Raw genomic sequence first — 26,292 nt, forward strand, 5'->3', positions numbered from 1 at the left:
CTCGTTTGGTCAGCGCGCGCCAAGCACGGCTTCGACACCGCTGACGTAGTTTTCAATGGCGTAGTTATTACAGACGTTCTGGTAAGCAGCTGCCGCCAGTCGAGCCCGCAGTTCCGCGTCTGCCCAGATATTGTCCAGATGCTGTGCAAGTTGTGGAACATCGCTCCAGGGGAAGAGCAGACCTGTCGAATCATGGTCAATCAATTCTGCCGTGCCGGTCACCTGAGAGCCAATCACGGGGATATTGAGAAGCATCGCTTCCAGCACCACGCGCGGTAGCCCTTCGCTTTTTGAGGCGAGGATAAAGGCGTCAAACGTAGCGAGGTAATCAAACGGGGTGTTCTGAAAACCGGTGAAGATGACGTGATGTTCAATGCCCAGCGCTCGGGCCTGTTCCGCTAAAGCGCGGCGTTCGGCACCTTCGCCGACCAGCACCATTTTCCATTTCGCCTGCGGATGCTTCTCGCTGAACTGTGCCAGCGCCTCCAGCGTGTGGTGGTTGGCTTTGCGAGGGATTAACGACCCGATACTGCCGAACACAAACGTGTCGTCATCAATATTCAGGCGCTGGCGCATCGCACGCCGGTCAGGTAAAGGCTGGTGGATGTCGATGGCATTATTGACCGTCGTACACAGTTCGGGCCGGACGCCATGCTGAAGTAACACGCGTTCAACGCCGTGCGAGACGGCGATGATTTTTGTGGCATGGGCATTAACCAGCTTTACCAGAGGTGGGGTCAAAACAGGTTCAATGCGGCAGTGTTGGATCACCCGCGCCTGCAGGTTCGCCGCCGCCAGATAGCCTTCTTCATTTGAGCCAGGCTGGTTATTCATATAGAGCGTATCGAAACCGCCCTGCGAGAAAAGAGTTTCGATCTTGCTGACGTTAGGCCTGATGCGCCACATAATATCCACGTGACGCGTTAATGCCTTGCGGGCGCTGCGCGAGAAAAACAGCAGGCTACGTCCCGCTTCCTTCAGCAATTTGGCCCAGACCGGCTGCTGGCGTTGAGGGATAACGATGAGTGGGATCCCGATGCCGTTGAGCACCTGGCCAATCGTCTCACCTTCAGCACGACTATAATCACTGTAAAAACAACAGGTAATATCGAATTTATCGCGATTGATTCGCTTCAGGAGCTCAAGCATACTGTTGGTGCCTCCCCCCCATTCTTTACCCGTATCCAGGAGGAGAATTTTACTTTTGTGCGGCATGTCTGAATCCGTGTGCTACCCTTCATCTTACAGCATTATAAAGAATCTGTTGAAATAAAATAGATTTTTCTATTTTATTGCGCTTCAGGATTAGAGAAAATTTCAAGCGCGTTTATTTTAAAAGTGTGATTCAGGACTTTAACCATCTCTACTCATTTATATAGTATTAATAATATTAATTTAGGCTGCTATTGAGAGTGGGAAAATGTTTAAAATAACGGTCTGCTTATTAACGTTTAATTCTGAGAGATTGTTGCATGATGTTATTCCGCCTCTTTCAAAAATAGCGGATGAAGTCGTTGTGGTTGATTCAGGTAGTACGGACAAAACACGATATATTTGTGAAAGCTTTGGACTGCTCCCGGTCTATAAAAAATTTGTCTGGCATGGCGAGCAGATGAACCATGCCATATCCTTAGCCAGCAATGACTGGGTCCTGTGCATCGACAGCGACGAAATTCTTGATCAGGAAACGGTTAATGCCGTTTTAACGTTAAAAGCAGGCGATGAGCCAGACCCGGGAATGGCATGGCAAATATGCCGCCACTGGTTTGTTCTGGGTGAGGAAGTCCGGACGATTTATCCCGTTTCATCCCCTGATTATCCTGTGCGTCTTTTTAACCGTAACCAGTCCCGGTTTAATAACCGACCGGTAGACGATCAGGTCGAAGGTTTTCTCCGTTGTGAACGTATTCCGGGTTATGTAAAACATGATACGTTTCCCACGCTGCACGAGCTTTTTAATAAATTAAATTGTTATACAACCCGCCTGGTTCAACATCAAAAAATACGGCCCTCTGTTGGGCGCGGCGTAATCAGCGCCATCGGTGCTTTTTTCAAATGGTATCTTTTTAGCGGCGCCTGGCGTAAGGGCAAAGTGGGGGTGGCAACGGGACTGTATGCCACAGCCTATAGCTTTTTGAAGTATTTCAAATCCTGGTATCAGCATCAGGAAAAAAAAGAGTCCGTTGCTAACGAGCAGACGGACTCTCAGATTGCGAAATAAGCGTCAGGCTTTCTTACCCCATCCCTGCCACTGCTGCTGGACGTATTTCACCAGCGTACTGTTACTGATGCTGTCTCCGATGACGGAGAAGAAGCGGGTCGCATAGACCGGTTCAAGCGGCTGCTTCGGTACACAGCGCTTCACGCCGCGGAACGGATTACGCGGCGCTGTCGGGACGGGCTGCGCAGAATTCGGTGTAGAGGTATCCACCTGCGGCTCATTCAGTAGATCGCTCGGCCGTACCAGCGTGATATCGGAAGGCAAGGTCGGCAGCATCTGCTGCAGGACGCGAACGGTAGACGGGTGCGGGTGACCGATGGCGATGGCTGAGCCATTGCGGCGGGCCAGCTGTACCGCGCGATTAAACTGCATGCGGATATCGGCTTCGTTCTGGGTATCATCCAGGAACACCTTGCGCTTAATCACCTTTACGCCCGTTCCCTGAGCGGCACGCATCGCCTGGCTGTTGCCGATGGTCATGCTGTCGAGGAAGTAGAGGTTGTAACGCTCCAGCGCCTGCATCACTTTGAGCATCCCGTACAGGCTTGACGTCATCGCGCTGCCCATATGGTTGTTCAGCCCTACGGCATACGGCACTTTGTTGTAGGCGTCACGGATGATGCGCTCGATTTCCTCGCTGCTCATGTCCGGGCGCAGGGTATCTTTTTCCAGCGGCTGCTTGCTGAGAGGTGCCATTGGCAGATGGATCAGCACCTGATGGCCGCTGCTGTGTGCTTTGGTCGCCATCTCACGCGCGTGGGGCGCATTTGGAAGGACGGCGACAGAGATGGCCGACGGCATCGCCAGCACCTGATTTTCATAGTGCGGACGATAACCGAAGTCATCAATCACGATAGCGAGTTTACCTGCGTATACCGGTGCAGCCAGCGCCAGCGCGCTGACGACGGAGAAAACCATTCGACGAAATTGAAGCAAAACTTATCTTCCCAACCACGGCTGTGGATTGACCGCCTGACCCTGGCGACGAATTTCGAAATAGAGTGACGGGCGGCCCTGACCGCCACTGCTGCCCACAAGGGCGATGGGTTGGCCGGCGCGCACCTGCGTGCCGACGCTGACCAGCGCGCTCTGGTTGTAGCCGTAAAGGCTCATATCACCTTTACCGTGTTCGACCACCACAACCAGTCCGTAACCCTGCAGCCAGTCGGCCAGAATCACGCGGCCATCGGCGATGGCTTTCACTTCGCTACCTTCAGACGCACCGATAACGATCCCTTTCCAACGTAGCTCACCCTGCAGCTGTTCGCCATAGCGATGCAGAATTGAACCACGAACGGGCCAGAAAGCCTGGCCGCGAGGAGAACCCAAACCGCCGGTACGCGACATCAGGGAACGTTCGCTCTCGCTTGGCTTGTAGGTGGTGCCTTTGCGGGACGCTTCCTGCTGCTTGTCGCGAACGGCCTGCGCCTCGCGCGCTTCTTTTTCGGCACGCGCTTTCGCCGCGGCTTCCGCACGGGCGATGCTGTTACGCAGTTTTGATTCGTTGGCGCGCATTTCGCTGAGCTGGCTCTGTCCTTCCTGAATAGAGGATTCAAGGCCGGAAAGGGTTTTCTTACGCTCGTTGCGCGCCTGCTCGAGCTTTGCCTGCTGGGCCTGCTGATCGTAGAGCAGCGTCTGCTGCTGGCTCTGCTTCTCTTCCAGCTCGGCTTTTTGCGTGGAAACTTCTTCGCGCGTCTGTCTCAGCTGCGCGATAGTCTCCTGGCGCGCCTGGTTGAGATAGCCAAAGTAGGCCTGCAGGCGCTGGCCGCGCTGGCTCTCTTCGCCGCTGAGGATCAGCTGGAGTCCGGTATGTTCACCCTGGCGGAATGCGGCATCAAGCTGTGCGGCAAGATTGCGCTCCTGCGCATCGCGCTGGCGTTCCAGTTTGGCAATCGACGCGTTCATCTCGTCGATCTGCTTGTTCAACAGGGCGAGGGTGTTTTGCGTTTCACGCAGTTTACGCGCGGCGGCGGAGATCGCCTCTTCCTGTTGCTTTAGCTGGGCAAGAAGTGCGGATCGCTGCTGTTGCTGCTGGCGTACCGCACGCTCTTTGGCGGCGATATCGGCCTGAATGGATTTCAGCTGGTCGCGGTCATCCGCGTGGGCGGATGCGGCGCACAGCAATACGCCAGCGCTGAGTGCGCTGGCGTAAAACAGAGGTCTGACTGATAACCTAAGCGGCTTCACGACCCATGTGATTGAAAAAATCGCCTTTCCCCTCATGGGGAGCGATTATTCCACGATGAACAGCGGCTTACCAGTCATCTCTTCAGGGATCGGCATACCCATCAGCGACAACATGGTTGGCGCGATGTCAGAAAGCTTGCCACCCTCCACTGCTTTCAGTGATTTATCACCCACATAAATCAGCGGAACGGGCAGGTTGGTGTGGGCGGTATGCGCCTGGCCAGTCGCCGGGTCGCGCATCTGTTCAGCGTTACCGTGATCTGCGGTGATCAGCAGCTGGCCGCCAACGGATTCAACAGCTTTCGCAACCTGATCAACGCAGTGATCCAGCGCTTCAACCGCTTTCACTGCCGCTTCCATCACCCCGGTATGACCCACCATGTCGCCGTTCGGGTAGTTACAGATGATGGTGTCGTATTTACCGCTCTCGATGGCCGCAACCAGTTTTTCCGTCAATTCTGCAGAGCTCATTTCTGGCTGCAGATCGTAGGTGGCGACTTTCGGTGAGTTGATCAGAATGCGGTCTTCGCCTTTGAACGGCTCTTCAACGCCGCCGTTAAAGAAGAAGGTCACGTGCGCGTATTTTTCAGTTTCGGAAATACGCAGCTGCGTTTTGTCGTTCTTCGCCATCCACTCACCGAAGGTGTTTGCCAGCGAGGCCGGTGGGTATGCGCACGGCGCTTTGATGTCTGCCGCATATTCGGTCAGCTGGATGAAGTCGATGTTTACCACTTTCTTGCGGGCAAAACCGTCGAAGTCGCTGTTGACGAAAGCACGGGTGATTTCGCGCGCGCGGTCAGCGCGGAAGTTCATGAAGATCAGCACGTCGCCATCTTCCATGGCGGCGTCGGCCTGACCTTCAGCGCGAATGACGGACGCTTTGACGAATTCGTCGTTTTCATCACGAGCATAAGCTGCTTCCAGCGCTTCAACGGCGGTCGCGAACTGGAATTCACCTTTTGCCAGGGTCAACAGGTCATAGGCCTGTTCAACGCGATCCCAGCGGTTGTCGCGGTCCATGGCGTAGTAACGGCCAATAATGGATGCTACGCGGCCTTTACCCAGCGCGGCGAATTTGTCTTCGAAGGCTTGCAGAGAGCCTTTTGCGCTGCGTGGTGGCGTATCGCGACCGTCCAGGAAGGCGTGCAGATAGATTTTTTCTGCACCGCGTTCAGCGGCCAGTTCAACCATCGCCATGATGTGATCTTCGTGGCTGTGCACGCCGCCAGCAGAGAGCAGGCCCATAATGTGTACGGCCTTGCCAGCGGCAACGGCTTTATCGACCGCGCCAGACAGCGTTGGGTTGGAGAAGAAGGTGCGTTCTTTGATTTCAACGTCCAGACGCGTCAGGTCCTGATACACAATACGCCCGGCGCCCAGGTTTACGTGACCGACTTCGGAGTTGCCCATCTGGCGGTCCGGCAGGCCCACTTCCAGGCCAGACGCGTCAATCAGCGTATGCGGACGTTTTGCCCACAGGGCATCCATGACCGGGGTTTTGGCGTTGAAAATAGCGTTATCCTGGCTATCTTCACGGTAGCCATAACCATCCAGAATCACCAGTACCATAGGTTTTTTAGAAACCGACATTGCGACAACCTCATGCTCAAGAGTCAAAATTTGCGTAATTTTACTACAGCTGAATCGATCAAATAGCCGCAGAAGATCAAAGAAAGCGCAGTGGCAAGGTGCCCTCCAGACCATTTTGAGGCATTTTTTTAGGTGGCATGCCGCAGAAAATGGATTAGGTTATGGTCGCTGGCTGTATTTGCCAGAACGCACAGGTATACTCCTGTCCTGGTTTTTTTATCAATTAGTCGGGAGTAGTTACCCTCCATGCAAGAAATTATGCAATTCGTTAGCCGCCATCCGGTTCTGAGCATCGCGTGGATTGGCCTGCTGGCTGCTGTGCTGTTCACCACATTTAAGAGCCTGACGTCTAAGATTAAGGTTATCACCCGTGGTGAAGCGACGCGTCTGATTAACAAAGAAGATGCCGTCGTTGTCGATCTGCGTCAGCGTGACGATTTCCGTAAAGGTCACATTGCGGGCGCAATCAACCTGTTGCCAGCTGAAATCAAAGCGAACAACGTCGGTGAGCTTGAAAAACACAAAGCCCAGCCGATTATCGTTGTCGATGCGACCGGCATGCAGGCACAAGAATCTGCCAGCGCGCTTCATAAAGCAGGCTTCGAAAACGTAACTGTGCTGAAAGAAGGTATTTCCGGCTGGAGCGGGGAAAATCTTCCTTTGGTGCGCGGTAAATAAGGAGTTCAGTCATGGCCAATATTGAGATCTATACCAAAGCGACGTGTCCGTTCTGCCATCGTGCGAAAGCGCTGCTGAACAGCAAGGGCGTCACGTTCCAGGAACTGCCGATCGACGGTGACGCGATTAAACGCGAAGAGATGATCAAACGTAGTGGTCGCACGACGGTTCCGCAGATTTTTATTGATGCGCAGCACATTGGCGGCTGTGATGACTTGTATGCGCTCGACGCCCGTGGTGGACTCGATCCGCTGCTGAGCTAAGAGACTTTAGGACAATTAAAAAGGGTATTTCCATGTCAGAACAAAACAACACCGAAATGACTTTCCAGATCCAGCGTATCTACACCAAGGACGTCTCTTTCGAAGCGCCAAATGCGCCACACGTTTTCCAGAAAGATTGGCAGCCAGAGGTTAAACTTGATCTGGATACCGCATCTACCCAACTGGCAGATGACGTGTATGAAGTCGTGCTGCGTGTGACCGTTACCGCATCCCTGGGCGAAGAAACTGCATTCCTGTGTGAAGTACAGCAGGGCGGCATCTTCTCTATCGGCGGTATCGAAGGCAACCAGATGGCACATTGCCTGGGTGCGTACTGCCCGAACATTCTGTTCCCGTATGCGCGTGAATGCATCACCAGCCTGGTTTCTCGCGGTACATTCCCGCAACTGAACCTTGCGCCAGTTAACTTTGATGCGCTGTTCATGAACTATCTGCAGCAGCAGGCTGGCGAAGGTGCTGAACAACATCAGGATGCCTGATGAGCACTGTTAATGCGTCAATGACTGTGATCGGTGCCGGCTCATACGGCACCGCTCTTGCCATCACGCTGGCAAGAAATGGTCACGATGTGGTCCTCTGGGGCCACGACCCAAAACATATCGCAACGCTGCAGCGCGACCGCTGTAACGTGGCGTTTCTCCCGGACGTTCCGTTCCCTGACTCCCTGCACCTTGAAAGCGACCTTGCGACCGCGCTGGCGGCCAGCCGCAACATTCTGATTGTGGTTCCGAGCCATGTCTTTGGCGACGTGCTGCGTCAGATTAAGCCGCTGATGCGCCCGGATGCGCGCATTGTCTGGGCGACTAAAGGACTGGAAGCCGAAACCGGACGCCTGCTGCAGGACGTTGCCCGTGAAGCGCTGGGTGATGAGATCCCGCTGGCGGTCATCTCCGGCCCGACCTTTGCCAAAGAGCTGGCCGCTGGCCTGCCGACGGCGATTTCGCTGGCCTCAACCGATCGGGCCTTCTCAGACGATCTTCAACAGCTGCTGCACTGCGGCAAGAGCTTCCGCGTCTACAGCAACCCCGATTTTATCGGCGTGCAGTTGGGCGGAGCGGTGAAGAACGTGATTGCGATTGGTGCCGGGATGTCCGACGGCATTGGTTTTGGTGCCAACGCGCGTACGGCGCTGATCACCCGCGGTCTGACCGAGATGTCCCGCCTGGGCGAAGCGCTGGGTGCCGATCCGGCCACCTTTATGGGAATGGCTGGCCTGGGCGACCTGGTGCTGACCTGTACCGACAACCAGTCTCGTAACCGCCGTTTTGGCATGATGCTCGGACAGGGCAGCAATGTGAAAGACGCGCAGGAGAAGATTGGTCAGGTGGTGGAAGGCTACCGCAATACCAAAGAAGTCCGCGAGTTGGCGCACCGTTTCGGTGTCGAAATGCCAATAACCGAGGAAATTTATCAGGTATTATATTGCGGAAAAAATGCGCGCGAGGCAGCATTGACCTTATTAGGTCGTGCGCGCAAGGACGAGCGCAGCAGTAACTAGTCGGAACCGTTGTCACCTGAATGACCCAGCCAGCGCAGAACTGGCTGGTCATTAACTATCGTCTGGAGTAAGCAATGCCGTGTGAAGAACTGGATATCGTCTGGAACAACATTAAAGCCGAAGCCCGGGCGCTGGCCGACTGTGAGCCTATGCTGGCCAGTTTCTACCACGCAACGCTACTCAAGCACGAAAACCTCGGCAGCGCGCTCAGCTATATGCTCGCCAACAAGTTGGCATCCTCAATAATGCCTGCTATCGCTATCCGTGAAGTGGTGGAAGAGGCTTACGCCGCTGACCCGGAAATGATCGCCTCTGCCGCCTGTGATATCCAGGCGGTGCGCACGCGTGACCCGGCGGTCGATAAATATTCTACGCCGCTGCTGTACCTGAAAGGCTTCCACGCTCTGCAGGCGTACCGCATTGGCCACTGGCTGTGGAATGAAGGCCGCCGCGCGCTGGCGATCTTCCTGCAAAACCAGGTTTCCGTGACGTTTCAGGTTGATATTCACCCGGCGGCTAAGATTGGCCGTGGGATCATGCTCGACCACGCCACCGGGATTGTTGTCGGGGAAACGGCAGTGATTGAAGACGACGTCTCGATCCTGCAGTCGGTTACCCTGGGCGGTACCGGCAAAACCAGCGGCGATCGCCATCCGAAAATTCGTGAAGGGGTGATGATAGGCGCGGGTGCCAAAATTCTTGGCAATATCGAAGTCGGACGCGGCGCGAAGATCGGCGCAGGTTCCGTGGTGCTCCAGCCTGTGCCACCGCATACTACCGCCGCTGGCGTACCGGCGCGCATCGTCGGTAAACCAGACAGCGACAAGCCGTCCATGGACATGGATCAGCACTTCAACGGCATTCACCATACCTTCGAGTATGGCGACGGCATTTAACTTCTGAGAATGGCGCCCGGATATTCCAGCTGGCGCCATGCTTCATACACCACCACCGACACCGCGTTCGACAGGTTCATGCTGCGGCTGTCCGGCATCATCGGAATGCGGATTTTCTGCTCAGCGGGCAGGGCATCCAGAATCGTGGCCGGCAGGCCGCGGGTTTCCGGGCCAAACATCAGATAGTCACCTGCCTTATAGCTCACGGCGCTGTGCGCCGGCGTGCCTTTGGTGGTCAGGGCGAACATGCGCTGCGGCTGCTCGGCTTCCAGAAACGCGGCGTAATCGTGGTGGCGAATAACGGCGGTAAATTCATGATAATCCAGCCCTGCGCGACGCAGACGTTTGTCGTCCCACGTAAAGCCCATTGGCTCAATGATGTGCAGACGAAAACCGGTGTTGGCGCACAGGCGGATAATATTGCCGGTATTCGGCGGAATTTCTGGTTCGAATAAAACGATGTTAAGCATGCTGCCCCCTTAATTGCGGGGGCAGAATAGCAGAAAAGAGAGGAACTACGCGACGCCGGGTTCCTGCGAGCGGCTGTACAGCATTTTGTAGACGGTTGCCGCCGCGGCCACCAGAGCGGGCACGCTGAGGATCATTAAGATACTGTCTGCCTGCCACTGCATCGAAAGAAGCTGGGCGCTGGTCATGGTTCCCGCCACGCCGCCAAAGCGGCCGATCCCCTGCATCCAGGCGATGCCCGTCGCGCGGCACTCGGTAGGGTAAAAGGTGGCGGCCAGGGTTTGCATGCCCGACTGCGCGCCGTTCATTGCGATCCCCATCAGGAAGATCAGCCCGCCAAACAGGGCGATATGATTATGCTCCATGCCGAGTAGCAGGATCAGCCCCATCGTCAGGATAAACCCGCCCGCGACCACCTTGTGCGCTTCCCAGCGGTCCATCATCCAGCCCGCGAGCAGGATCCCGGCCGTGCCGCCGAAGGTGAACAGCGAAGTGAGCCAGGCGGATTCAGCCAGGGCATAACCCATTCCCTGCATCAGCGTCGGCATCCAGCTCAGCAGGACGTAGTAAATCACCAGCCCCATAAAATAGGTCACCCACAGCATCAGGGTGCCGGGCAGCCAGGGCATGGAAAACAGCTGCGACACGCTCCCTTTTTTAGACGCAACTTTCTCCTCCGCCAGGAAAAAGCCCGTGACGCTATCCAGCGTGCTGCGGGCGAACCGGCTGGCGATGCGGCGGACCTGCATGACATCTCTTCCGCGCTGCACCAGAAACTTCACCGACTCCGGCAACAGCAGCGCCAGCAGCAGCGTTAAAATCAGCGGTGCAATTGCGCCGGTCAGCAGCACGCTTCGCCAGCCGTGGTGGGGAATCAGCCAGGACGAGATCGCGCCGCCGCCCGCCGCACCCAGAGGGAAGCCGCAGTACATGGTGTTAATCGCCATGGCGCGACAGCGCTGGGGGGCAAACTCGGAGATAAGCGTAATGGCGTTGGGCATCGCAGCACCGAGCCCGAGCCCCGTCAGGAAGCGCCACAGCGTCAGGGTATTCAGACTTTGCGCCCAGGCCGTCCCCAGGCTCGCCAGGCCGAAGAACAGGCACGAAAAGACCAGCACGCGCTTGCGCCCCATCCGGTCCGATACCGGACCGGCGATCAGCGCACCCAGCGACAGCCCCAGCAGCGCCGCGCTCAGCACCGGCCCCAGATCCTGTTTATGGATCCCCCATTCTGCCGACAGCGTAGGGGCGATGTAGCCCATCGCCGCCGTATCAAAGCCATCGATCGCCAGAACCAGAAAGCCCAGCACAATGAGCAACCAGTGAAATCCTGAAAAGCGACTTTCATCGATCACCTGCTGAATATCCACCTTACCTGAATACGCCATACGCTCCCCTCTGATGTGATGTTGTTTTTGTGTTCTTGTATTTGCTTGTCTATACAATTGCGGACGGCAGGTGGATGTCAAATTTTCTTATCCAATATGTTATCTGGATGTTATTTTCGGCATAAAAAAGCGCCCGAGGGGGAGATCGGACGCATGAGAAAGAGGTGTTAACGAGGGGAAGAATTTAAGCCGCGTTTCCCTGAGCAAGGGGAGCCAGCGCCGCCGGTAATTTGCTTAACTCCTGCACCAGGGAATCCTTACTGATTTCGCTAATGGTTTTCGCACCGGTCAGCGTCATCGCCACCTTCATCTCTTTTTCGATCAGGTTGAGCAGATTCGCCACGCCTGCCTGACCGGCCGTCGCCAGGGCGTACAGATACGCGCGTCCAAGCAGCACGCTGTCGGCACCCAGCGCAATCATGCGCACCACGTCCAGCCCGTTGCGGATCCCGCTGTCGGCCAGGATGGCAATATCGCCCTTCACCGCATCGGCTATCGCCGGCAGGGCGCGTGCGGAGGAGAGCACCCCGTCAAGCTGGCGTCCCCCATGATTAGAGACCACAATCCCGTCTGCGCCAAAGCGCACCGCATCGCGGGCATCTTCCGGGTCGAGGATCCCCTTGATCACCATCGGGCCATCCCAGAATTCGCGGATCCACTCCAGGTCTTTCCAGGAGATGGACGGATCGAAGTTGTTCGCCAGCCAGCCGATGTAATCCTCCAGCCCGGTGGGTTTACCCAGATACGCCGAGATATTCCCCAGATCGTGTGGACGACCGTTCAGGCCGACGTCCCACGCCCACTGTGGATGCGTTACCGCCTGCCAGTAGCGGCGGAGCGCCGCATTTGGGCCGCTCATGCCGGAGTGCGCATCGCGGTAGCGCGCGCCGGGGGTCGGCATATCAACGGTAAAGACCAGCGTGGAGCAGCCCGCCGCTTTGGCGCGCTCGAGCGCGTTACGCATAAAGCCGCGATCGCGCAGGACGTACAGCTGGAACCACATCGGGCGTTTGATGGTTGGGGCGACCTCTTCAATCGGACAAACCGAGACGGTAGAGAGGGTAAACGGAATACCTTTGGCATCCGCTGCAGCGGCGGCCTGCACTTCGCCACGGCGGGCATACATACCGCACAGGCCTACGGGCGCGAGCGCGACGGGCATGGAAAGCGTTTCGTTGAACAGTTTCGTCTCAAGGCTCAGGTCAGACATATTCTTCAGCACGCGCTGGCGCAGCGCCACCTCCGACAGGTCTTCCACGTTGCGGCGCAGGGTGTATTCGGCATACGCCCCGCCGTCGATGTAGTGGAACAGGAACGGGGGCAAAATGCGCTGCGCCGCGGCGCGATAGTCACTGGCTGCTGAAATAATCATGCTTTGTTCTCCCTGGAAATATCACTGTCGCCTGGCAGACGGGTAATACGCGCCTGTCGGGCCTGGTCTTCATCGAATCGTTTGATGGTGGTATGCACGAAGCCCAGATGCGCCATCATCGCTTTGCGCGCGGCCTCGGCATCACCGGCAAGAATGGCGTTGAGCACCGCCTCGTGCTGTTCGGTCAGTTGGGCAAACACCGGCGGAACCAGATACATGCGCTGGCGGCTCTGCTTCACGGAGGATTGCAGCAGGTCGAAAAACCCGCGCATGGTCTGGAGCAGCACCACGTTGTGCGACGCCTCGGCAATCGCAAGGTGAAAACGGACGTCCGCCTGGGAGGCGATATCCGGGTCGCTGCTTTGCGTGGCCTCAAAGCAGGCGATGAGTTTCTCTTTGTCGGCGTCGGTTGCCCTCATGGCCGCGTGCCAGGCGGTACTGGTTTCGATGGCGTGACGCGCTTCAAGGATGTCGAAGCTGTAGTCCGGGTCGTTCTCCATCAGCGTTTTCAGCGGCTGAACGATGTTTTGCTCGGACCAGTCGTCATGCTGCCAGCGCACAAAGGTGCCGCCGCCGCGACGGCTTACCAGTACCCCTTCGCTGACCAGCGTCGCCAGCGCCTCGCGCAGTGAATTGCGCGACACGCCAAGCTGGGCGGCGAGCTGGCGTTCGGCGGGCAACTTCATGCCCGCTTCCAGCTGTTGTTCTTCAATCAGCGCCCGCACGCGAGAGGCAATCTCGTCGGACAGGCGTCTGGGCATCACTATCATGGGATCATCCAGGTTAAGACATAGGCCTGCAGGGTGGTGATCACCCCGACCATGCAGGTGAATATCAGGCTGTGTTTCACGGTAAAGCGGAACAGATCCGACTCTTTACCGACCAGTCCCACCGCCGCACAGGCAATGGCGATGGATTGCGGGGAGATCATTTTCCCGGTCACGCCGCCCGTCGTGTTCGCGGCCACCAGCAGGACGTCCGACACGCCAATCTGCTGGGCCGCCGTGGCCTGCAGCGCGGCAAACAGGGCGTTAGACGAGGTATCGGACCCGGTCAGGAATACCCCCAGCCAGCCGAGGAACGGCGAGAAGAAGGTGAAGGCGTGGCTGGTATGGGCCAGCGCGAGCGCCAGCGTCGATGACAGTCCGGAGTAGTTCGAGATAAACGCGAACGCCAGCACCATGCCGATGGAGTAAATCGGCAGCATCAGCTCTTTAACGGTCGCCGCAAAGGTCTGCACCGCAGCCGCAGGCTTCATGCGCAGCCACACCACGGAAAGAATAGCGGCAAACAGGATGGCGGTCCCGGTGGCGGAGAACCAGTCGAATTTATAGACCGCGGCATACGGCGTGGCGGCGTGCACTACCGGCGGCATACGGGCGACCATCTTGTCGAGGAACGGCACGGAGATATTAATCACCATGTCGTACAGCGCGCCGCCAGGGGCGAACAGGGCTTTAAACGGCGGGATGCTCCACAGCGTGACCGTGGCGGTCAGGAACAGGAACGGTGACCAGGCGCGAATCACCTGTCCTGCGGTGTAGCCGGTGCGGGCCAGCGTTTGATCGACCTGCGAGGCGCCCATGTCGGCGAAGCGGAAAATACGGACCGGCTGCCAGCGTTTCAGGAACAGCGTCAGGCAGACCAGAGAAACCAGCGAAGAGATGATGTCCGGCAGCTCCGGGCCAAGGAAGTTCGAGCTGAGGTACTGGGCGATAGCGAACGAACCGCCCGCCACCATCACCGCAGGCCAGGTCTCCTTCACGCCGCGCCAGCCGTCCATAATCGCCATGATCCAAAACAAGACGATAATGGTCAGGAACGGCAGCTGGCGGCCAACCATCTGGCCGATCTCGAAGCTGTCCAGCCCGGTGACCTGCCCGGCCACCAGAATCGGAATACCCATCGCGCCAAACGCCACCGGCGCGGTGTTCACAATCAGGCACAGGCCCGCGGCATAGAGCGGGTTAAAGCCCAGACCCACCAGCAGCGCGGCGGTGATCGCCACCGGTGCGCCAAAACCTGCCGCGCCTTCCAGAAACGCCCCGAAGGAGAAGCCAACAATCAGCATCTGCAGGCGCTGGTCAGGCGTGATGGAGAGAATCGACGAGCGGATAATGTCGAACTGCCCGGTTTTCACCGAGATTTTATAGACAAAGACCGCCGCGATGATGATCCACGCAATCGGCCACAGGCCGTAGAAGAAACCGTAGACGACGGAGGCCAGCGCGCGATCGACCGGCATTTTGTAGAAGAACAACGCCACCAACAGGGCGATGGCAACGGTATACGTCGCGGCGAGGTAGCCCTTCAGCTTTAGCTTAATCAGCGCAAAGAAGAAGAACAGAATCGGAAGCGATGCGATCAGGCTCGACAGCCAGATATTTCCAGCCGGGTCGTAGTTTTGTTGCCAGAGGCTCATGCAGGTCTCCTGGGGACCAGACAGCCTGCGCTGCGGGTGAGTCTCCGCTCAACTCTGCGTCACAGGTTGTGTAAAAGTGGTCCTGCCAATGTTGTGTTGTAGGGTTAATGACAATGAATGGTTAACCAATTGTTATGGTCAGGCAATGAGTTTGTGAGCGGAAATAATGGAATTGTGAACCAGGGAAGAAAGAACAGGGGGATTGGTTGGGCCAATTTGAGGCAGGGGCTCCACAGTATGATGGTGGGCCCCGCAGAAGAGTTAATCGAATTTCAGGAATTAGACAGCATTTTGAATAGAAGCTGTCTCCCCGATGACTATCAAACCATCTTGTTGCTTAAGACGGTTATCTTTAATCTCCAGCTCAATAACATCGGAGATCACTTTTCGAAGAACACTACTGGTTGATTTAAAACCAAGCATCCTTGAGACAGATGTAATGATTTCATCTTCAGTTGCTCCAAGGCTTGCGCTAACGATGTCAAATATACCCGAAGCGATTTCTATAGGTGCGATCAGTTCTGGTTTACGCAAGCTTGCAGACAAGACGTTCTGTCTGTTGCGGAGTCGAATAGTTACTTCCTTGTGTATGAAAAATTCATGTTCCTTATAAATATTACCTTTCCTGCAGGCAATTTGAGCAGCATGACTAACAACGCTTTCTATCCGTGCACCAGCCCGTTGTAATCCCCATGCGGAGCGAAGACGAGTTATTACCTCGTTAATATGGATAGGAGATTCTGTGAAGACTATTTTTTCAACCATGTCAGCAAGTATGCCGGTTGGTGTTTCATGTAAAGCATATGAAAGATTGGCTTCGGGCTGTGCTTCTTCATAACTTACAGACTGGCCATTAGCGGAATCAGTTCTATCAAAACCAACCTCAATAACGTCTTCTCGTTCAACTGCCACGATATCAATAGGAACAGCTCGGGAACGCCCGTATGTATGTTCTGCTCTGCTATTCAGTTCTGCTTTTGCATTATCAATAGCATCAATAACTTTTTGCAATTGTTCCTCTGGTCTTTGGAACCAATCCGTACTCCAGATTCGGTGTATTATCCAACCATGATCTTCAAGTACGGCCTGACGTAAACGATCACGCTCTCGGGCAGACCGAGAGGAATGATAAGCACTGCCATCACATTCAATCCCGAGAAGATAACGTCCCGGTAATTCAGGATCGGCAATTGCTAGATCGATAAAGAAGCCAGCAATTCCTACTTGCGGGTGTACTTGATAGCCTCGGTTCTGAAGTGCTGAGGCGACTTGTTCTTCAAATACGCTATCCATCGGACGCCCGGAAACTTTGGACATTGATAAGCGTCCTGTACGGGCATATTGAAGGAATAGTTTGAATGCTATGACGCCAACACCTTTCGCTCGCTCAAGATCAATATCTTCATCGGTGATCGATGCAAAAACCTCACATCGACGTTTTGCACGGCTAATCAGCACATTCAGCCGTCGCTCACCACCTTGCGAACCCAGAGGGCCAAATCGCATTGCCAGATAGCCTTGTTTATTACGCGCATACCCTACAGAGATCATGATGACATCACGTTCATCACCTTGGATATTTTCCAGGTTTTTAATGAAGAATGGCTCTCCTGGATGGGAATTAAAGAAATCCTCATATTGAGGATTTAAACGGCGAAGAACCTCTAATTCATCCTGAATAGCCTTACGTTGTGAAACCGAGAATGTTGCGACTCCCAGTGACAATTCGGGATTCTGCTGTACATGCTCAAGAATTGCGGTAGCAATTCTTTTTGCCTCAATAGGGTTGGAATTACCTGCACCTGATTCGAAAACACCGTTTTCAACATAATGGAATCGCAAGCCCATACCCGCCTCTTCAGTGTATGGGCTTGGTACTATAAACAATTTGTTTTCGTAGAACTGACTATTAGAAACCGCAATAAGCGACTGGTGTCGACTACGGTAATGCCAGCGGAGCATTCGCTGTGGCAAGCCTCTGGCAACAAACAATCCAAGTATGCTTTCGATATCTGCTACTTGCGTCGAATCTTCATCCCCATCATCGTTACTGGCTTCAGTCATACGAGAGAAGAAACTGGTTGGCGGCAATTGCCTTTCGTCCCCGACAACAACAACTTGCTGACAGCGCGCAATTGCACCTATGGCATCGACAGGCTGAATCTGGCTGGCTTCGTCCATAACGAGCAAATCAAATTTTTGCTTACCTGGGATCAAGAATTGTGCGACAGAGAGTGGGCTCATCATCATGACCGGTTTGATTGCCTGAATTGCCGGGCCCGCTTTAAGCATCAATTGGCGAATAGGCATATGGCCTCTTTTCCTCGCCATTTCGGCACGCAGGACTCCAACCGGACCTGCCGCTCCGATTTTTGAAGGAATACGACGATGGTGTGCCCGAGCGACCTCGATACTTGAGCTCTTTATACGGCGTAAATCCATTTCGGCAAAGTACTGCACTTTTCGGTTATGAAGTTCACCGTCGAAGCGGGAAAGAGACGGTGTCTCTTTAGCCATTAAACTGAACAGCGATTCATAGTAGGTATATTCGACCGAGCTATAACAAGTTGATAATGGTAAGCGCCCATCCTCAAGCCGTTCTACAACTTCTGAGAGTCCCAAATTATTTGCCTGGTTGCGCCGGTGTTGCCAGGCAACCCATTTAGACAGTTGTTCGGCATTTTCAGTCCAGGAGGTTAGTTTTAGCAGGACACTATCGATACGTAAATGCTGATTATCCAAATGGAAGAATTCGTCGGTGGACGATTCGAGTTCGTTGGCCAGATTTTCAAGTTCGTTAATGATAGAGACACGTGTCGCTGAAAGCTGATTAGCGGAGTTCAGTAACTCACCAGGATCGTTTACTGTCGCGCATATGAAGCGTAAGTCACCGTGTTTTTCAATCCATGTACAATCGCTAACGATATTTTGCCAGTTGGACAGTGTACCTCGCCATGCACTACCCAATGCTGCGCTTCCCAATTCGTATTGGGATTCGATGGCCTTCTTTTGATATTGCAATGCGATAATCTTCTTGACCAGCGCCAGACGTTCACCAGGGCGATCTGCCGGATCTTTAAACACCTGTTGTGATGTTGAATCTATACGACTAAGTTTTTGAGCCATAGCTTCAACATAGCTTAATGGAACACGCTTAATAGAATAATGATTATCAAACCAGGATTCTGCAGTTGCGCCAAAAGCCTTCCAAAGTTGTTTCAGTTCAATATCGGCTTGATTAAGAAGCAGCTCCAGTTTCTGGCTAAAGTGCCTCAACGTTTCACGATCAGACAGTTGGCTCGCCAGTAAACGTGCTTCTGAACCAACATCTTTAAGCGTTGCCATCCATTCTACTAATGCCTTCAGAGCACTGCTGTCACTGTTTTCACCACGCCAATGTGAGCCAAACGCACTGTCCCCAAACTCGCTAGCGTTGGCGATGTTTTTTCGTAGCGCTTGCGCCTGAATAACCTTATCCAAAAGCTCAATTTGCTGCTGAATAGGTTGATTTGTATTTCGAATGAGGGAGTGAGCAAGTGCACGTGAACGACGCCATTCGCTGTTCAGTATTTTGAACATCCCAGTATGTATCGCAAGGTTATGACGAATTTGTGTGAGTTCGGTATCCCATATGGTCTCCGAAACATGGGGATCGATTTTCTGACGCAAAGAATGTAAATCAGCGATTGAATTGACCAACTCTCTGGCTTGTTCGACACCATGCTCCCATACGGAAGCGACAAAAGCTTGCGGGCTCGCATCGGGGGCATCAGCTACGCGTATGCTGAGTTCAATCAGATTATTGATTTCCTGAGATGAACGATACAGAGATTCAGTACCTAGCTCTTTCGTCAGATGGGCCACTGTTAATTGAATTTGCGGTAATAGTGGTAGTAATGCTCTGGCAGCTGAGAAGGCATCTGGCAAAAGATCCTCTGGGACTGTTTGCAGTTCATCTCGGAATTCAAGTAGAGGGGTATCAAACTGTTCATCATGAAGCTGGTCTTTGATTTCCTCGAAATTATTTTGATACGTTGTACCCTGCTCAATTAGACCTTTTATTTCGTAAAGAGAGTTAGACCAGACAGGATTAACTAGTGCAGCTTCCTCTAACTCAGGTGCTTGATTTATGAGGTTAGCAATCTGAAAAATTTTGTCCGCCTCGTTGAAAAGTACTGGTTCAGGTGTTATTCCAACTCGTACAGCTAAAGTCGCTATAGTGTTTTGAAAGTCATGTACTTTGTGTAACAACGTAGTAATTTTTGGCATCAGGCGATCGAGTTCACCCGGTAAAACGGATTCTCGTTTGACACCATTCCAGGGATGATTATGGGGTAGCCCAATACTCTCAATTCGTTCAATAAGCTCTTTAACGAGATCCAGTCGTTTTATCAGATCGTTATTACTCCATTCATCGAAGCCATGAAGAATGAAGTCCGTAGGTGTTTGTTCATTTTGACGCAATCTTACCAATTGCCCAATCACCTGATAAGGGCTCAAACCCGAAGGTGTATAGACTTTGTGGAGGCGCGCTGGGTGGGCATTCAGGGAGTCACGAGCTTCGGTTAAGTTCTCAATTAATTCATCAGGAAATTCACCGCGGGGCGAACCTAAATCCCATACTCGCTTCAACTCCTCGAGTAAAAGTCGTTTATTGGCCTTGTTGCTATGAAGTTCTAAACAGGCATCACCGACTCCTGTTTGGTCGAGACGGCGTTTGACGACTTCAAGAGCTGCCATTTTTTCTGCAACAAAAAGTACTGTTTTTCCATCCGCGATAGCCGACGCAATAATATTGGCTATTGTCTGTGACTTACCCGTGCCAGGAGGTCCCTGTATGACAAGGTTTTTACCTCTCCTTACTTCATGGATCGCCAGCGTTTGAGAGCTATCGCTATCCATAATATGAAGCATATCTTTAGGCGTGATAAGTTGGTCTATAGAGCTGTCTTCTGAAAGTAGTCCATCGCTTTCATCAAACCCTTCTTCCATGAGGGCGCGAATAAGATATTTTGATGTAATAGCTTCATCATCGGGCCAGTTTGCAGGATCGAGATCTCGATACATCAAAAATTTAGAAAATGAGAACAAACCAAGGATGATGTCATTTGTTATAACTTCCCAGCCTGTTTTCAAAGCTATTGATTGCTGTACAGCTTCAAAGTAACTACTTATGTTAATTTCATCATCATCAGATTGCATCACAGGTAATGTGATCTGATGTACGCGTTCAAGGAATGCTTCCAAAGAGAGGTTAGGCATGATGTCTTCTGAACGTGCTTTTAGTTTAAATCTTTCTCCAGCACTACCGCGTTCCAGACTTACTGGCACTAGTATCAGAGGAGCATAACGGACATTCTCTTTATTGGCGGGATCTACCCACTTCAATGTGCCCAGTGCCAGGAAAAGAATGTTTGCGCCTTGCTCCTCTTCAAGCGTTTTGGAGTCGTGGTACAAATCAAGTAATCGAGTTTGCAACCCTTTAGGGGTTAAACGAGTCTGCAGTTTAGTATCAAGATGCTGCGATTTGATTTCGGTGTTTTTTTCATCAAATTGATAAATAAAAGCTTTTTCGTCTGAAAGACCATCTTCAGTCTCCTGGTCGTCTTCTTTACCTGATTTACCATGCAAAAATGTGAACGTTTTTTTTTCATTAAACAGAAGGTTGTAGACCAGTTCAGAACGCTCATCAATCACTTCCAGGAAACGTGTATTCTTCGATCGCGGAATGTTTAGTAAGCGGTTTCTTGCCCCCAAATCCAGAAGTTCAGCCCTGGCTTTTTCAAGTTTTTGTTCTAAAGAAAGGGCGCTGTTTTGAAAGGTAGAGCTCTCAGTAGAATTCATAAAATTTATAACCTAATGCAATGACATACCATCATGCCAAAGAAATATTTTATATTTCAATGACGTGCCGTGTGTATTAGTTAGATCGAAAGAAATGAATGTCCACTTTACTCTCAAGAATGAGAATTGTGAACCTGCAGATTTTACTATTGCTTGTTTAGATTTACGGGAAGTAATCCTGTAGTTTTGGACAATAAAAAACCCAATACATTCTTCTGATGAATATATTGGGCTGGCTTGTATTAAATTTTACTTAGATTAAGTATCAGAACGCGGTCTTACAAAAGCCCGTCATCTCTTTCAGGCCCATTTCGCGGCCAAGCTCGGTCATCGGGTGTACCACCACCAGACCGCGGACGCTTTTCTTCAGCTTGCCCATGTCGGCCTGTTCTTTTTTGGTGATCGCGCGGCGGTGCGGCATGTTCATCAGCTTCTGCGCTTCTTTGCTCAGCTTCTGGCCTTTGACTTCGCGCAGGCGCTCGATTTCCGCTTCCAGCTTCGCGGTCTCTTTCTCAAGCTCGGCGTATTTCTCGGCGGAATCGACCAGCGACAGGCCAGCCATCTGGTGGCGGATCAGATCCAGGCGGTCGCTCAGGCGTTTAATTTCGTTCTTTTCGACTTCTTTCATGACAAATAACTCTGAAAACGGGGAATTTACAGGGAAGGATACACCAATGTGAGCAGGCTTACTTCTGAAACGCTTTTTTTAAGCTGATTCGGGAAATCAGCTCAGTCAGGGAGAGAACCATCGTGGAACGGACAACCTGTTGATAACGCAGCTTTTGCATCGCGTAAAGCTCAGGGTCGCTGTTATCAAAATGGGGAGCAGGGGGCAGCGCGGTAACGCAGTGCAGCTCGCCGAAGGGCCCCAGAATCTCATCGTCGGTAAAGGTATACTCGTTACCGTCATGATTGAGCTCTTCGCGCAGCGCCATTAGCAGCTCCGCATCTTCATACTCTTGTCGGTTGAGCACGCCAAGACCATAAATCAGCTTCAGACGCACGGATAGATCGCCCAGCGGTCCGTCTCCGTCCAGTAACGGTTCTACAGCATATTTTACCGCGTAGTCGTCTTTGCGAAACACCTGAAGCACCAGGATATTCACCGCCTCGGTTAACAGCTCGACGGCGGCAATCAGGAAACTTCGTACGGTTTTGCCAGCATTCAGACGCTCAAGCACACGATTTTCAAAGGCCTGGGTTTGTTCCATTATTGCCTGCATATCTGACAATCTGTAATCAGGGCGCAGGATTACCTGCGCCGCATTCTGCATCATTTGGTTGCGTTGTATGCGTTGACCGCCTCCGCAACCACGTCGCTGTTGGCGTCCAGACCGGAAATCTGCGCCAGCGCAGCCTGCGCGCCTTTATCATCAATCAGCTGAGCCAGCTCAATCGCCTGTGGGTCCTGCTCGCTGCGGTAGTGCATCGCTGCGGCAATCCCTTTCACCAGGTTGGCATGTGGCAGGCCGTATTCCAGCGTGCCCAGCAGCGGCTTAATCAGGCGATCGCCCGCGCTCAGCTTGCGCAGCGGCTGGCGGCCCACGCGCTCAACGTCATCTTTCAGATACGGGTTTTCAAAGCGACCGAGGATTTTCTGGATGTATGCTGCGTGTTTCTCAGTATCAAAACCGTAGCGTTTGATCAGCACCGCGCCGCTCTCTTCCATTGCCCCTTTTACCACCGCGCGGATCTTCTCATCGAGGATCGCGTCACGAATGGTCTGATGACCGGCCAATTTTCCGAGGTACGCGGTTATAGCATGCCCGGTGTTCAGCGTGAAGAGCTTGCGTTCGACAAATGCCATCAGGTTATCGGTTAATTCCATTCCCGGAATGGTCGGCAGCGCGCCTTTAAACTGGGTTTTATCGACGATCCACTCGCTGAAGGTTTCTACGGTCACTTCCAGCGGGTCGTTGGTCGCGGATTCGGAAGGCGGAACGATGCGGTCCACGGCGGAATCCACAAAACCCACGTGCGCTTCAACCCAGGCTTTGTCTTCGTCTGCCACCGCGTTAAGAACGTGGCCTTTCAGCTGCGTAGTGCCGCGCACCATGTTTTCACAGGCGATGATGTTCAGCGGGGTGTCGATGCCCTGCGCTTTACGTTTTGCCAGGCCTTTTGCAACCGCAGGGGCGATGCGCTCAAGGACGACCGGACCCACGGCGGTGGTGACCAGATCGACGCTGGCGATCAGGTCAATAACGTCTTCACCGATGCTGCTGACCGCGTTGACGCCGGATACCGTCTCAACCTGCTCGTTTTCGCCCACCACATGGACCTGATAGCTATGACGGGCATTCAGGGCATCCAGGACAACCTGATTCACATCGGCGAATGTCAGAGTAATGCCCGCGTCAGCAAGCAGTTTACCGATAAAACCACGACCGATATTACCTGCGCCAAAATGTAATGCTTTCATAGTGTTAACCTTCATCAATGTTTTTACCCGAGAGGGCTGGGGTGAGGAACGTTTTCCCCCTCACCCTAGCCCTCTCCCCGGAGGGAGAGGGAAGAGAACTTATTTGTTCAGCAGAGCCAGCACTTCTTCCACGCTGGTGGTGTTGGCCAGACGCTCAATGACGGACTCATCGTCCAGCGCGTTGGTCAGGCTGGTAATCACCTGAATGTGCTCGTTGTTGCGAGCGGCGATACCAATTACCAGACGGGCGATGTCGTCTTCTTCTTCACCGAAGCGCACGCCCTGCGGATACTGACAGAATACGACGCCGGTTTTCAGGACGCGATCTTTCGCTTCAACCGTTCCGTGCGGCACCGCGATGGATTCGCCCAGGTAGGTTGGCGTCAGTTTTTCACGTTCCAGCATCGCGTCGACATATTCAGGCTGAACGTAGCCGCCTTTCACCAGCTGCTCACCGGCAAAGCGAATCGCGTCTTCTTTGGTGGCCGCGGTACGACCGAGGAAAATATTCTCCGCACCCAGCTTAAACAGGTGTGCATTGCTCTCATCAAAGCTGTCCTGCAGGCTGGAGCGCACTTTCACTTCGTTGTCTTCGTGACGCTGCGCGGCCACCAGACGTTCGGTCAGGCTGGTGTACAGGCCGCTGTCAAGGAAGTTGGTCAGCGAAATGTGCTGTGCCTGTGGTACCTGACGCATGGCGCGTTCGGTCAGATCGCGGTGCGTGATAACCAGGTCAACATCCGGCGGCAGGCTGTTAATGGCGCTGTTGGTCACGGAGATGTTGGTCAGGCCCGCATCCTGCACTTTCTTACGCAGCACGCCTGCACCCATCGCGCTGGAACCCATACCGGCGTCGCAGGCAACGATGATTTTACGCACGTGGCTCAGGTCGTTAGAGACATCACCGGCTGCCAGTGGCGTCGCGCCTTTGGATTCGGCTTTCATGTCGTGCATACGACGGGTTGCGGCTTCGATGTCATCATCTTCTTTCACCTTGCTGGTTTTCAGCAGGATAGAAGAGACCACGAAGGAGACGGCCATTGCCGCAAAAATAGCCGCGAGGTTCGCGAAGTAAGCGCCTTTTGGCGTCATTGCCAGTACCGCCAGGATAGAACCCGGAGAAGCTGGAGAAACCAGACCGCCGCCCAGCACGCTCAGGGTGAACACGCCGGTCATACCGCCGAGGATAACGGCCAGGATCAGACGTGGGTTCATCAGCACGTACGGGAAGTAAATTTCGTGTATACCGCCCAGGAAGTGGATGATCGCCGCACCGCCAGCAGACTGTTTTGCGCTACCACGGCCGAAGAAGATGTACGCCAGCAGAACGCCCATACCCGGACCCGGGTTGGCTTCAATCAGGAAGAAGATAGACTTGCCGAGATCGTGAGACTGCTGAATACCCAGCGGCGAGAAGATACCGTGGTTGATGGCGTTGTTAAGGAACAGGATTTTCGCCGGTTCAACGAAGATAGACGCCAGCGGCAGCATTTCGTGCGCCACCATGAAGTTAACGCCTGCCGCCAGAATTTTAGACAGCACTTCAACCGCAGGGCCAATGCCGAGGAACGCCAGAATGGCGAGGATCATCCCGATGATGCCCGCAGAGAAGTTGTTCACCAGCATTTCGAAGCCGGATTTGATCTTACCATCAACCCAGACGTCGAATTTCTTAATCGCCCAGCCGCCCAGAGGACCGGCAATCATCGCACCGAGGAACATCGGCATATCCGCACCGACGATAACACCCATGGTTGTGATGGCACCCACTACGCCACCACGGTCACCGCCCACCAGACGACCCCCGGTGAAACCGATGAGCAGCGGCAGGAGATAGGTAATCATTGGGCCAACAAGTTTCGCCAGCGTTTCGTTAGGCAACCACCCTGTCGGAATGAACAATGCGGTGATGATACCCCACGCGATAAACGCGCCGATATTTGGCATCACCATGTTGCTGAGGAAACGACCAAAGCTTTGAACTTTGATCTTGAAATCGGATGACATAAAACACCCCTTCTTCTGTTTACGCTAAGGCTTATGGCCCGAGGTTTATTGTTAATGAGGCGGCAGAGGTAGCCGGGCCCTGTTCTGATGCTGTGAAATCTGGCACTGAATCGTTCAACTGTCCAGACAGTGAAAATTTATGTGATTCATGTCACGTAAATGTAGGGGGTAAGGATATCTATGAGGTGATCTGAATCACAAAAACGATGGGCAAAAAAAATACGATGGCGAGAAAAAAAGCAAAATACACCATTTTGTGTGATTGTTGTCACATTTTGTTCTGGCGTGTTTGTTTCTGGATTGTGACTGATTTCACAAAATATTTTTATGCAGATTTCTCCGGCTGTGATCGACGGCAAACTCTGCTTCGCGTTTCAGCGCCAGGATGATATGGCACGACACGATAAGCCAAAAAACCACTTTTGATGTGTGGTATGGCGAAAAGTTAAAAGGTGGATTACGCTCATATTGTAAGGTTAAGTCTATTATTATTCAGGATATATTTTGACACGCTTATAAACTTGCATGGAGATATTATAAAAACCCATACTCCCCGGCTCGGAAATAATAAGCACAACCCCGTGTTTATAAAAAATTAATTAGGTTGCGTACCGTTTTATTAATTTAATGAGTTGACGTTGTTTAAGTGAGGAGAATATGTTTCTCAACTATTTTGCGCTGGGCGTATTGATTTTTGTATTTCTGGTTCTCTTTTATGGAATCATCGCTATCCATGACATCCCTTATAATATGGCCAAAAAGCGTAACCACCCGCATGCCGATGCCATTCATACGGCAGGCTGGATTAGCCTGTTTACGCTTCATGCCATCTGGCCATTCCTGTGGATTTGGGCCACGCTGTACCGTGAAGATCGCGGCTGGGGTATGCAAAACCACATCACAAAGCCTGATGAGGTTCCGGGCATGGATGCGCTGGCCAAACGCGTGGCCGAATTAGAACAAAAGCTGGCCGCGGTAAAGCCTGCTGCTGATAAGAACACGCTGGAGCGCTAAT

The 26,292-nt window shown here is 53.2% G+C and carries 21 protein-coding genes; 7 read left to right on the forward strand and 14 right to left on the reverse strand.

All coding sequences use genetic code 11. From position 1 onward, the window contains the following. Nucleotides 1-9: 9 nt before the first annotated feature. On the reverse strand, nucleotides 10-1,215 hold the full coding sequence (locus LRM19_RS13545) for a glycosyltransferase (protein WP_271369145.1): 1,206 nt from the start codon (nucleotides 1,213-1,215) through the stop codon (nucleotides 10-12). A 205-nt stretch (nucleotides 1,216-1,420) separates the two neighbouring features. On the opposite strand from LRM19_RS13545, the gene LRM19_RS13550 reads away from it, so the two are divergent. Then, complete coding sequence (locus LRM19_RS13550) at nucleotides 1,421-2,221, forward strand: glycosyltransferase family 2 protein (RefSeq protein WP_271369146.1); 801 nt, start codon at nucleotides 1,421-1,423, stop codon at nucleotides 2,219-2,221. A 3-nt stretch (nucleotides 2,222-2,224) separates the two neighbouring features. Here LRM19_RS13550 and LRM19_RS13555 read toward each other — a convergent pair whose 3' ends face one another. The 3 genes from LRM19_RS13555 to gpmM are packed head-to-tail and all read right to left on the reverse strand — an operon-like array spanning nucleotide 2,225 to nucleotide 5,998. Then, complete coding sequence (locus LRM19_RS13555; RefSeq protein ID WP_115876696.1) at nucleotides 2,225-3,157, reverse strand: divergent polysaccharide deacetylase family protein; 933 nt, start codon at nucleotides 3,155-3,157, stop codon at nucleotides 2,225-2,227. Between the two features lie 3 nt (nucleotides 3,158-3,160). Then, nucleotides 3,161-4,420 (reverse strand): murein hydrolase activator EnvC, encoded by a 1,260-nt coding sequence (envC, locus tag LRM19_RS13560; RefSeq protein ID WP_240741467.1) that lies wholly within the window; start codon nucleotides 4,418-4,420, stop codon nucleotides 3,161-3,163. 33 nt (nucleotides 4,421-4,453) lie between these two features. Beyond that, nucleotides 4,454-5,998 (reverse strand): 2,3-bisphosphoglycerate-independent phosphoglycerate mutase, encoded by a 1,545-nt coding sequence (gene gpmM, locus LRM19_RS13565; RefSeq protein WP_271369147.1) that lies wholly within the window; start codon nucleotides 5,996-5,998, stop codon nucleotides 4,454-4,456. A gap of 246 nt (nucleotides 5,999-6,244) precedes the next feature. Between gpmM and LRM19_RS13570 the strand changes: the two genes are divergently transcribed. The 5 genes from LRM19_RS13570 (at nucleotide 6,245) to cysE (ending at nucleotide 9,354) form a co-directional block, all read left to right on the forward strand. Continuing rightward, nucleotides 6,245-6,676 carry a rhodanese-like domain-containing protein gene (locus tag LRM19_RS13570; RefSeq protein WP_023309913.1) on the forward strand — a complete coding sequence of 144 codons (432 nt, stop codon included), beginning with the start codon at nucleotides 6,245-6,247 and terminating at the stop codon, nucleotides 6,674-6,676. Between the two features lie 11 nt (nucleotides 6,677-6,687). Further along, nucleotides 6,688-6,939: a glutaredoxin 3 gene (gene grxC, locus LRM19_RS13575; protein ID WP_023309914.1), complete on the forward strand. Its 252-nt coding sequence runs from the start codon at nucleotides 6,688-6,690 to the stop codon at nucleotides 6,937-6,939. A gap of 32 nt (nucleotides 6,940-6,971) precedes the next feature. Then, nucleotides 6,972-7,439: a protein-export chaperone SecB gene (gene secB / locus LRM19_RS13580; protein WP_003860835.1), complete on the forward strand. Its 468-nt coding sequence runs from the start codon at nucleotides 6,972-6,974 to the stop codon at nucleotides 7,437-7,439. Further along, entirely contained in the window at nucleotides 7,439-8,458 is a 1,020-nt protein-coding gene (gpsA, locus tag LRM19_RS13585; protein WP_115876693.1) for an NAD(P)H-dependent glycerol-3-phosphate dehydrogenase, read from the forward strand. Before secB ends, gpsA begins: the two co-directional genes overlap by 1 nt. Nucleotides 8,459-8,532: 74 nt before the next feature. Then, nucleotides 8,533-9,354, forward strand: coding sequence for a serine O-acetyltransferase (gene cysE / locus LRM19_RS13590; RefSeq protein ID WP_008502718.1), 822 nt, complete (start codon nucleotides 8,533-8,535; stop codon nucleotides 9,352-9,354). On the opposite strand, the gene trmL is transcribed toward cysE, so the two are convergent. The 10 genes from trmL to LRM19_RS13640 form a co-directional block, all read right to left on the reverse strand. Further along, nucleotides 9,351-9,824, reverse strand: coding sequence for a tRNA (uridine(34)/cytosine(34)/5-carboxymethylaminomethyluridine(34)-2'-O)-methyltransferase TrmL (gene trmL, locus LRM19_RS13595; protein ID WP_127729143.1), 474 nt, complete (start codon nucleotides 9,822-9,824; stop codon nucleotides 9,351-9,353). The two genes, cysE and trmL, sit on opposite strands and share 4 nt — an antisense overlap. A gap of 45 nt (nucleotides 9,825-9,869) precedes the next feature. Further along, nucleotides 9,870-11,210: an MFS transporter gene (locus LRM19_RS13600; RefSeq protein ID WP_136195900.1), complete on the reverse strand. Its 1,341-nt coding sequence runs from the start codon at nucleotides 11,208-11,210 to the stop codon at nucleotides 9,870-9,872. A gap of 184 nt (nucleotides 11,211-11,394) precedes the next feature. Then, nucleotides 11,395-12,582 carry a quinone-dependent L-lactate dehydrogenase gene (gene lldD, locus LRM19_RS13605; protein ID WP_023334042.1) on the reverse strand — a complete coding sequence of 396 codons (1,188 nt, stop codon included), beginning with the start codon at nucleotides 12,580-12,582 and terminating at the stop codon, nucleotides 11,395-11,397. After that, nucleotides 12,579-13,352: a transcriptional regulator LldR gene (lldR, locus tag LRM19_RS13610; RefSeq protein WP_023294814.1), complete on the reverse strand. Its 774-nt coding sequence runs from the start codon at nucleotides 13,350-13,352 to the stop codon at nucleotides 12,579-12,581. Before lldR ends, lldD begins: the two co-directional genes overlap by 4 nt. Next, complete coding sequence (gene lldP / locus LRM19_RS13615) at nucleotides 13,349-15,004, reverse strand: L-lactate permease (protein WP_032644436.1); 1,656 nt, start codon at nucleotides 15,002-15,004, stop codon at nucleotides 13,349-13,351. The genes lldR and lldP overlap by 4 nt, the downstream gene beginning before the upstream one ends. A gap of 279 nt (nucleotides 15,005-15,283) precedes the next feature. After that, complete coding sequence (locus LRM19_RS13620; protein WP_271369148.1) at nucleotides 15,284-20,848, reverse strand: DUF3320 domain-containing protein; 5,565 nt, start codon at nucleotides 20,846-20,848, stop codon at nucleotides 15,284-15,286. Nucleotides 20,849-21,113: 265 nt separating this feature from the next. After that, nucleotides 21,114-21,476: a YibL family ribosome-associated protein gene (locus LRM19_RS13625; RefSeq protein WP_008502724.1), complete on the reverse strand. Its 363-nt coding sequence runs from the start codon at nucleotides 21,474-21,476 to the stop codon at nucleotides 21,114-21,116. Between the two features lie 58 nt (nucleotides 21,477-21,534). Beyond that, entirely contained in the window at nucleotides 21,535-22,125 is a 591-nt protein-coding gene (gene mtlR / locus LRM19_RS13630; RefSeq protein WP_115876689.1) for a mannitol operon repressor MtlR, read from the reverse strand. Then, complete coding sequence (gene mtlD / locus LRM19_RS13635; RefSeq protein WP_115876688.1) at nucleotides 22,122-23,270, reverse strand: mannitol-1-phosphate 5-dehydrogenase; 1,149 nt, start codon at nucleotides 23,268-23,270, stop codon at nucleotides 22,122-22,124. Before mtlD ends, mtlR begins: the two co-directional genes overlap by 4 nt. A gap of 99 nt (nucleotides 23,271-23,369) precedes the next feature. Continuing rightward, the gene (locus LRM19_RS13640) at nucleotides 23,370-25,277 is read right to left on the reverse strand and encodes a PTS mannitol transporter subunit IICBA (protein ID WP_045337118.1); all 1,908 of its coding nucleotides are present in this window, start codon (nucleotides 25,275-25,277) and stop codon (nucleotides 23,370-23,372) included. A 657-nt stretch (nucleotides 25,278-25,934) separates the two neighbouring features. Between LRM19_RS13640 and LRM19_RS13645 the strand changes: the two genes are divergently transcribed. Next, on the forward strand, nucleotides 25,935-26,291 hold the full coding sequence (locus LRM19_RS13645) for a DUF3302 domain-containing protein (protein WP_024906600.1): 357 nt from the start codon (nucleotides 25,935-25,937) through the stop codon (nucleotides 26,289-26,291). Nucleotide 26,292: the final 1 nt, after the last annotated feature.

This window comes from Enterobacter sp. PI-10 (genome assembly GCF_027947695.1).
In the GTDB taxonomy this organism is placed as follows: domain Bacteria; phylum Pseudomonadota; class Gammaproteobacteria; order Enterobacterales; family Enterobacteriaceae; genus Enterobacter; species Enterobacter vonholyi.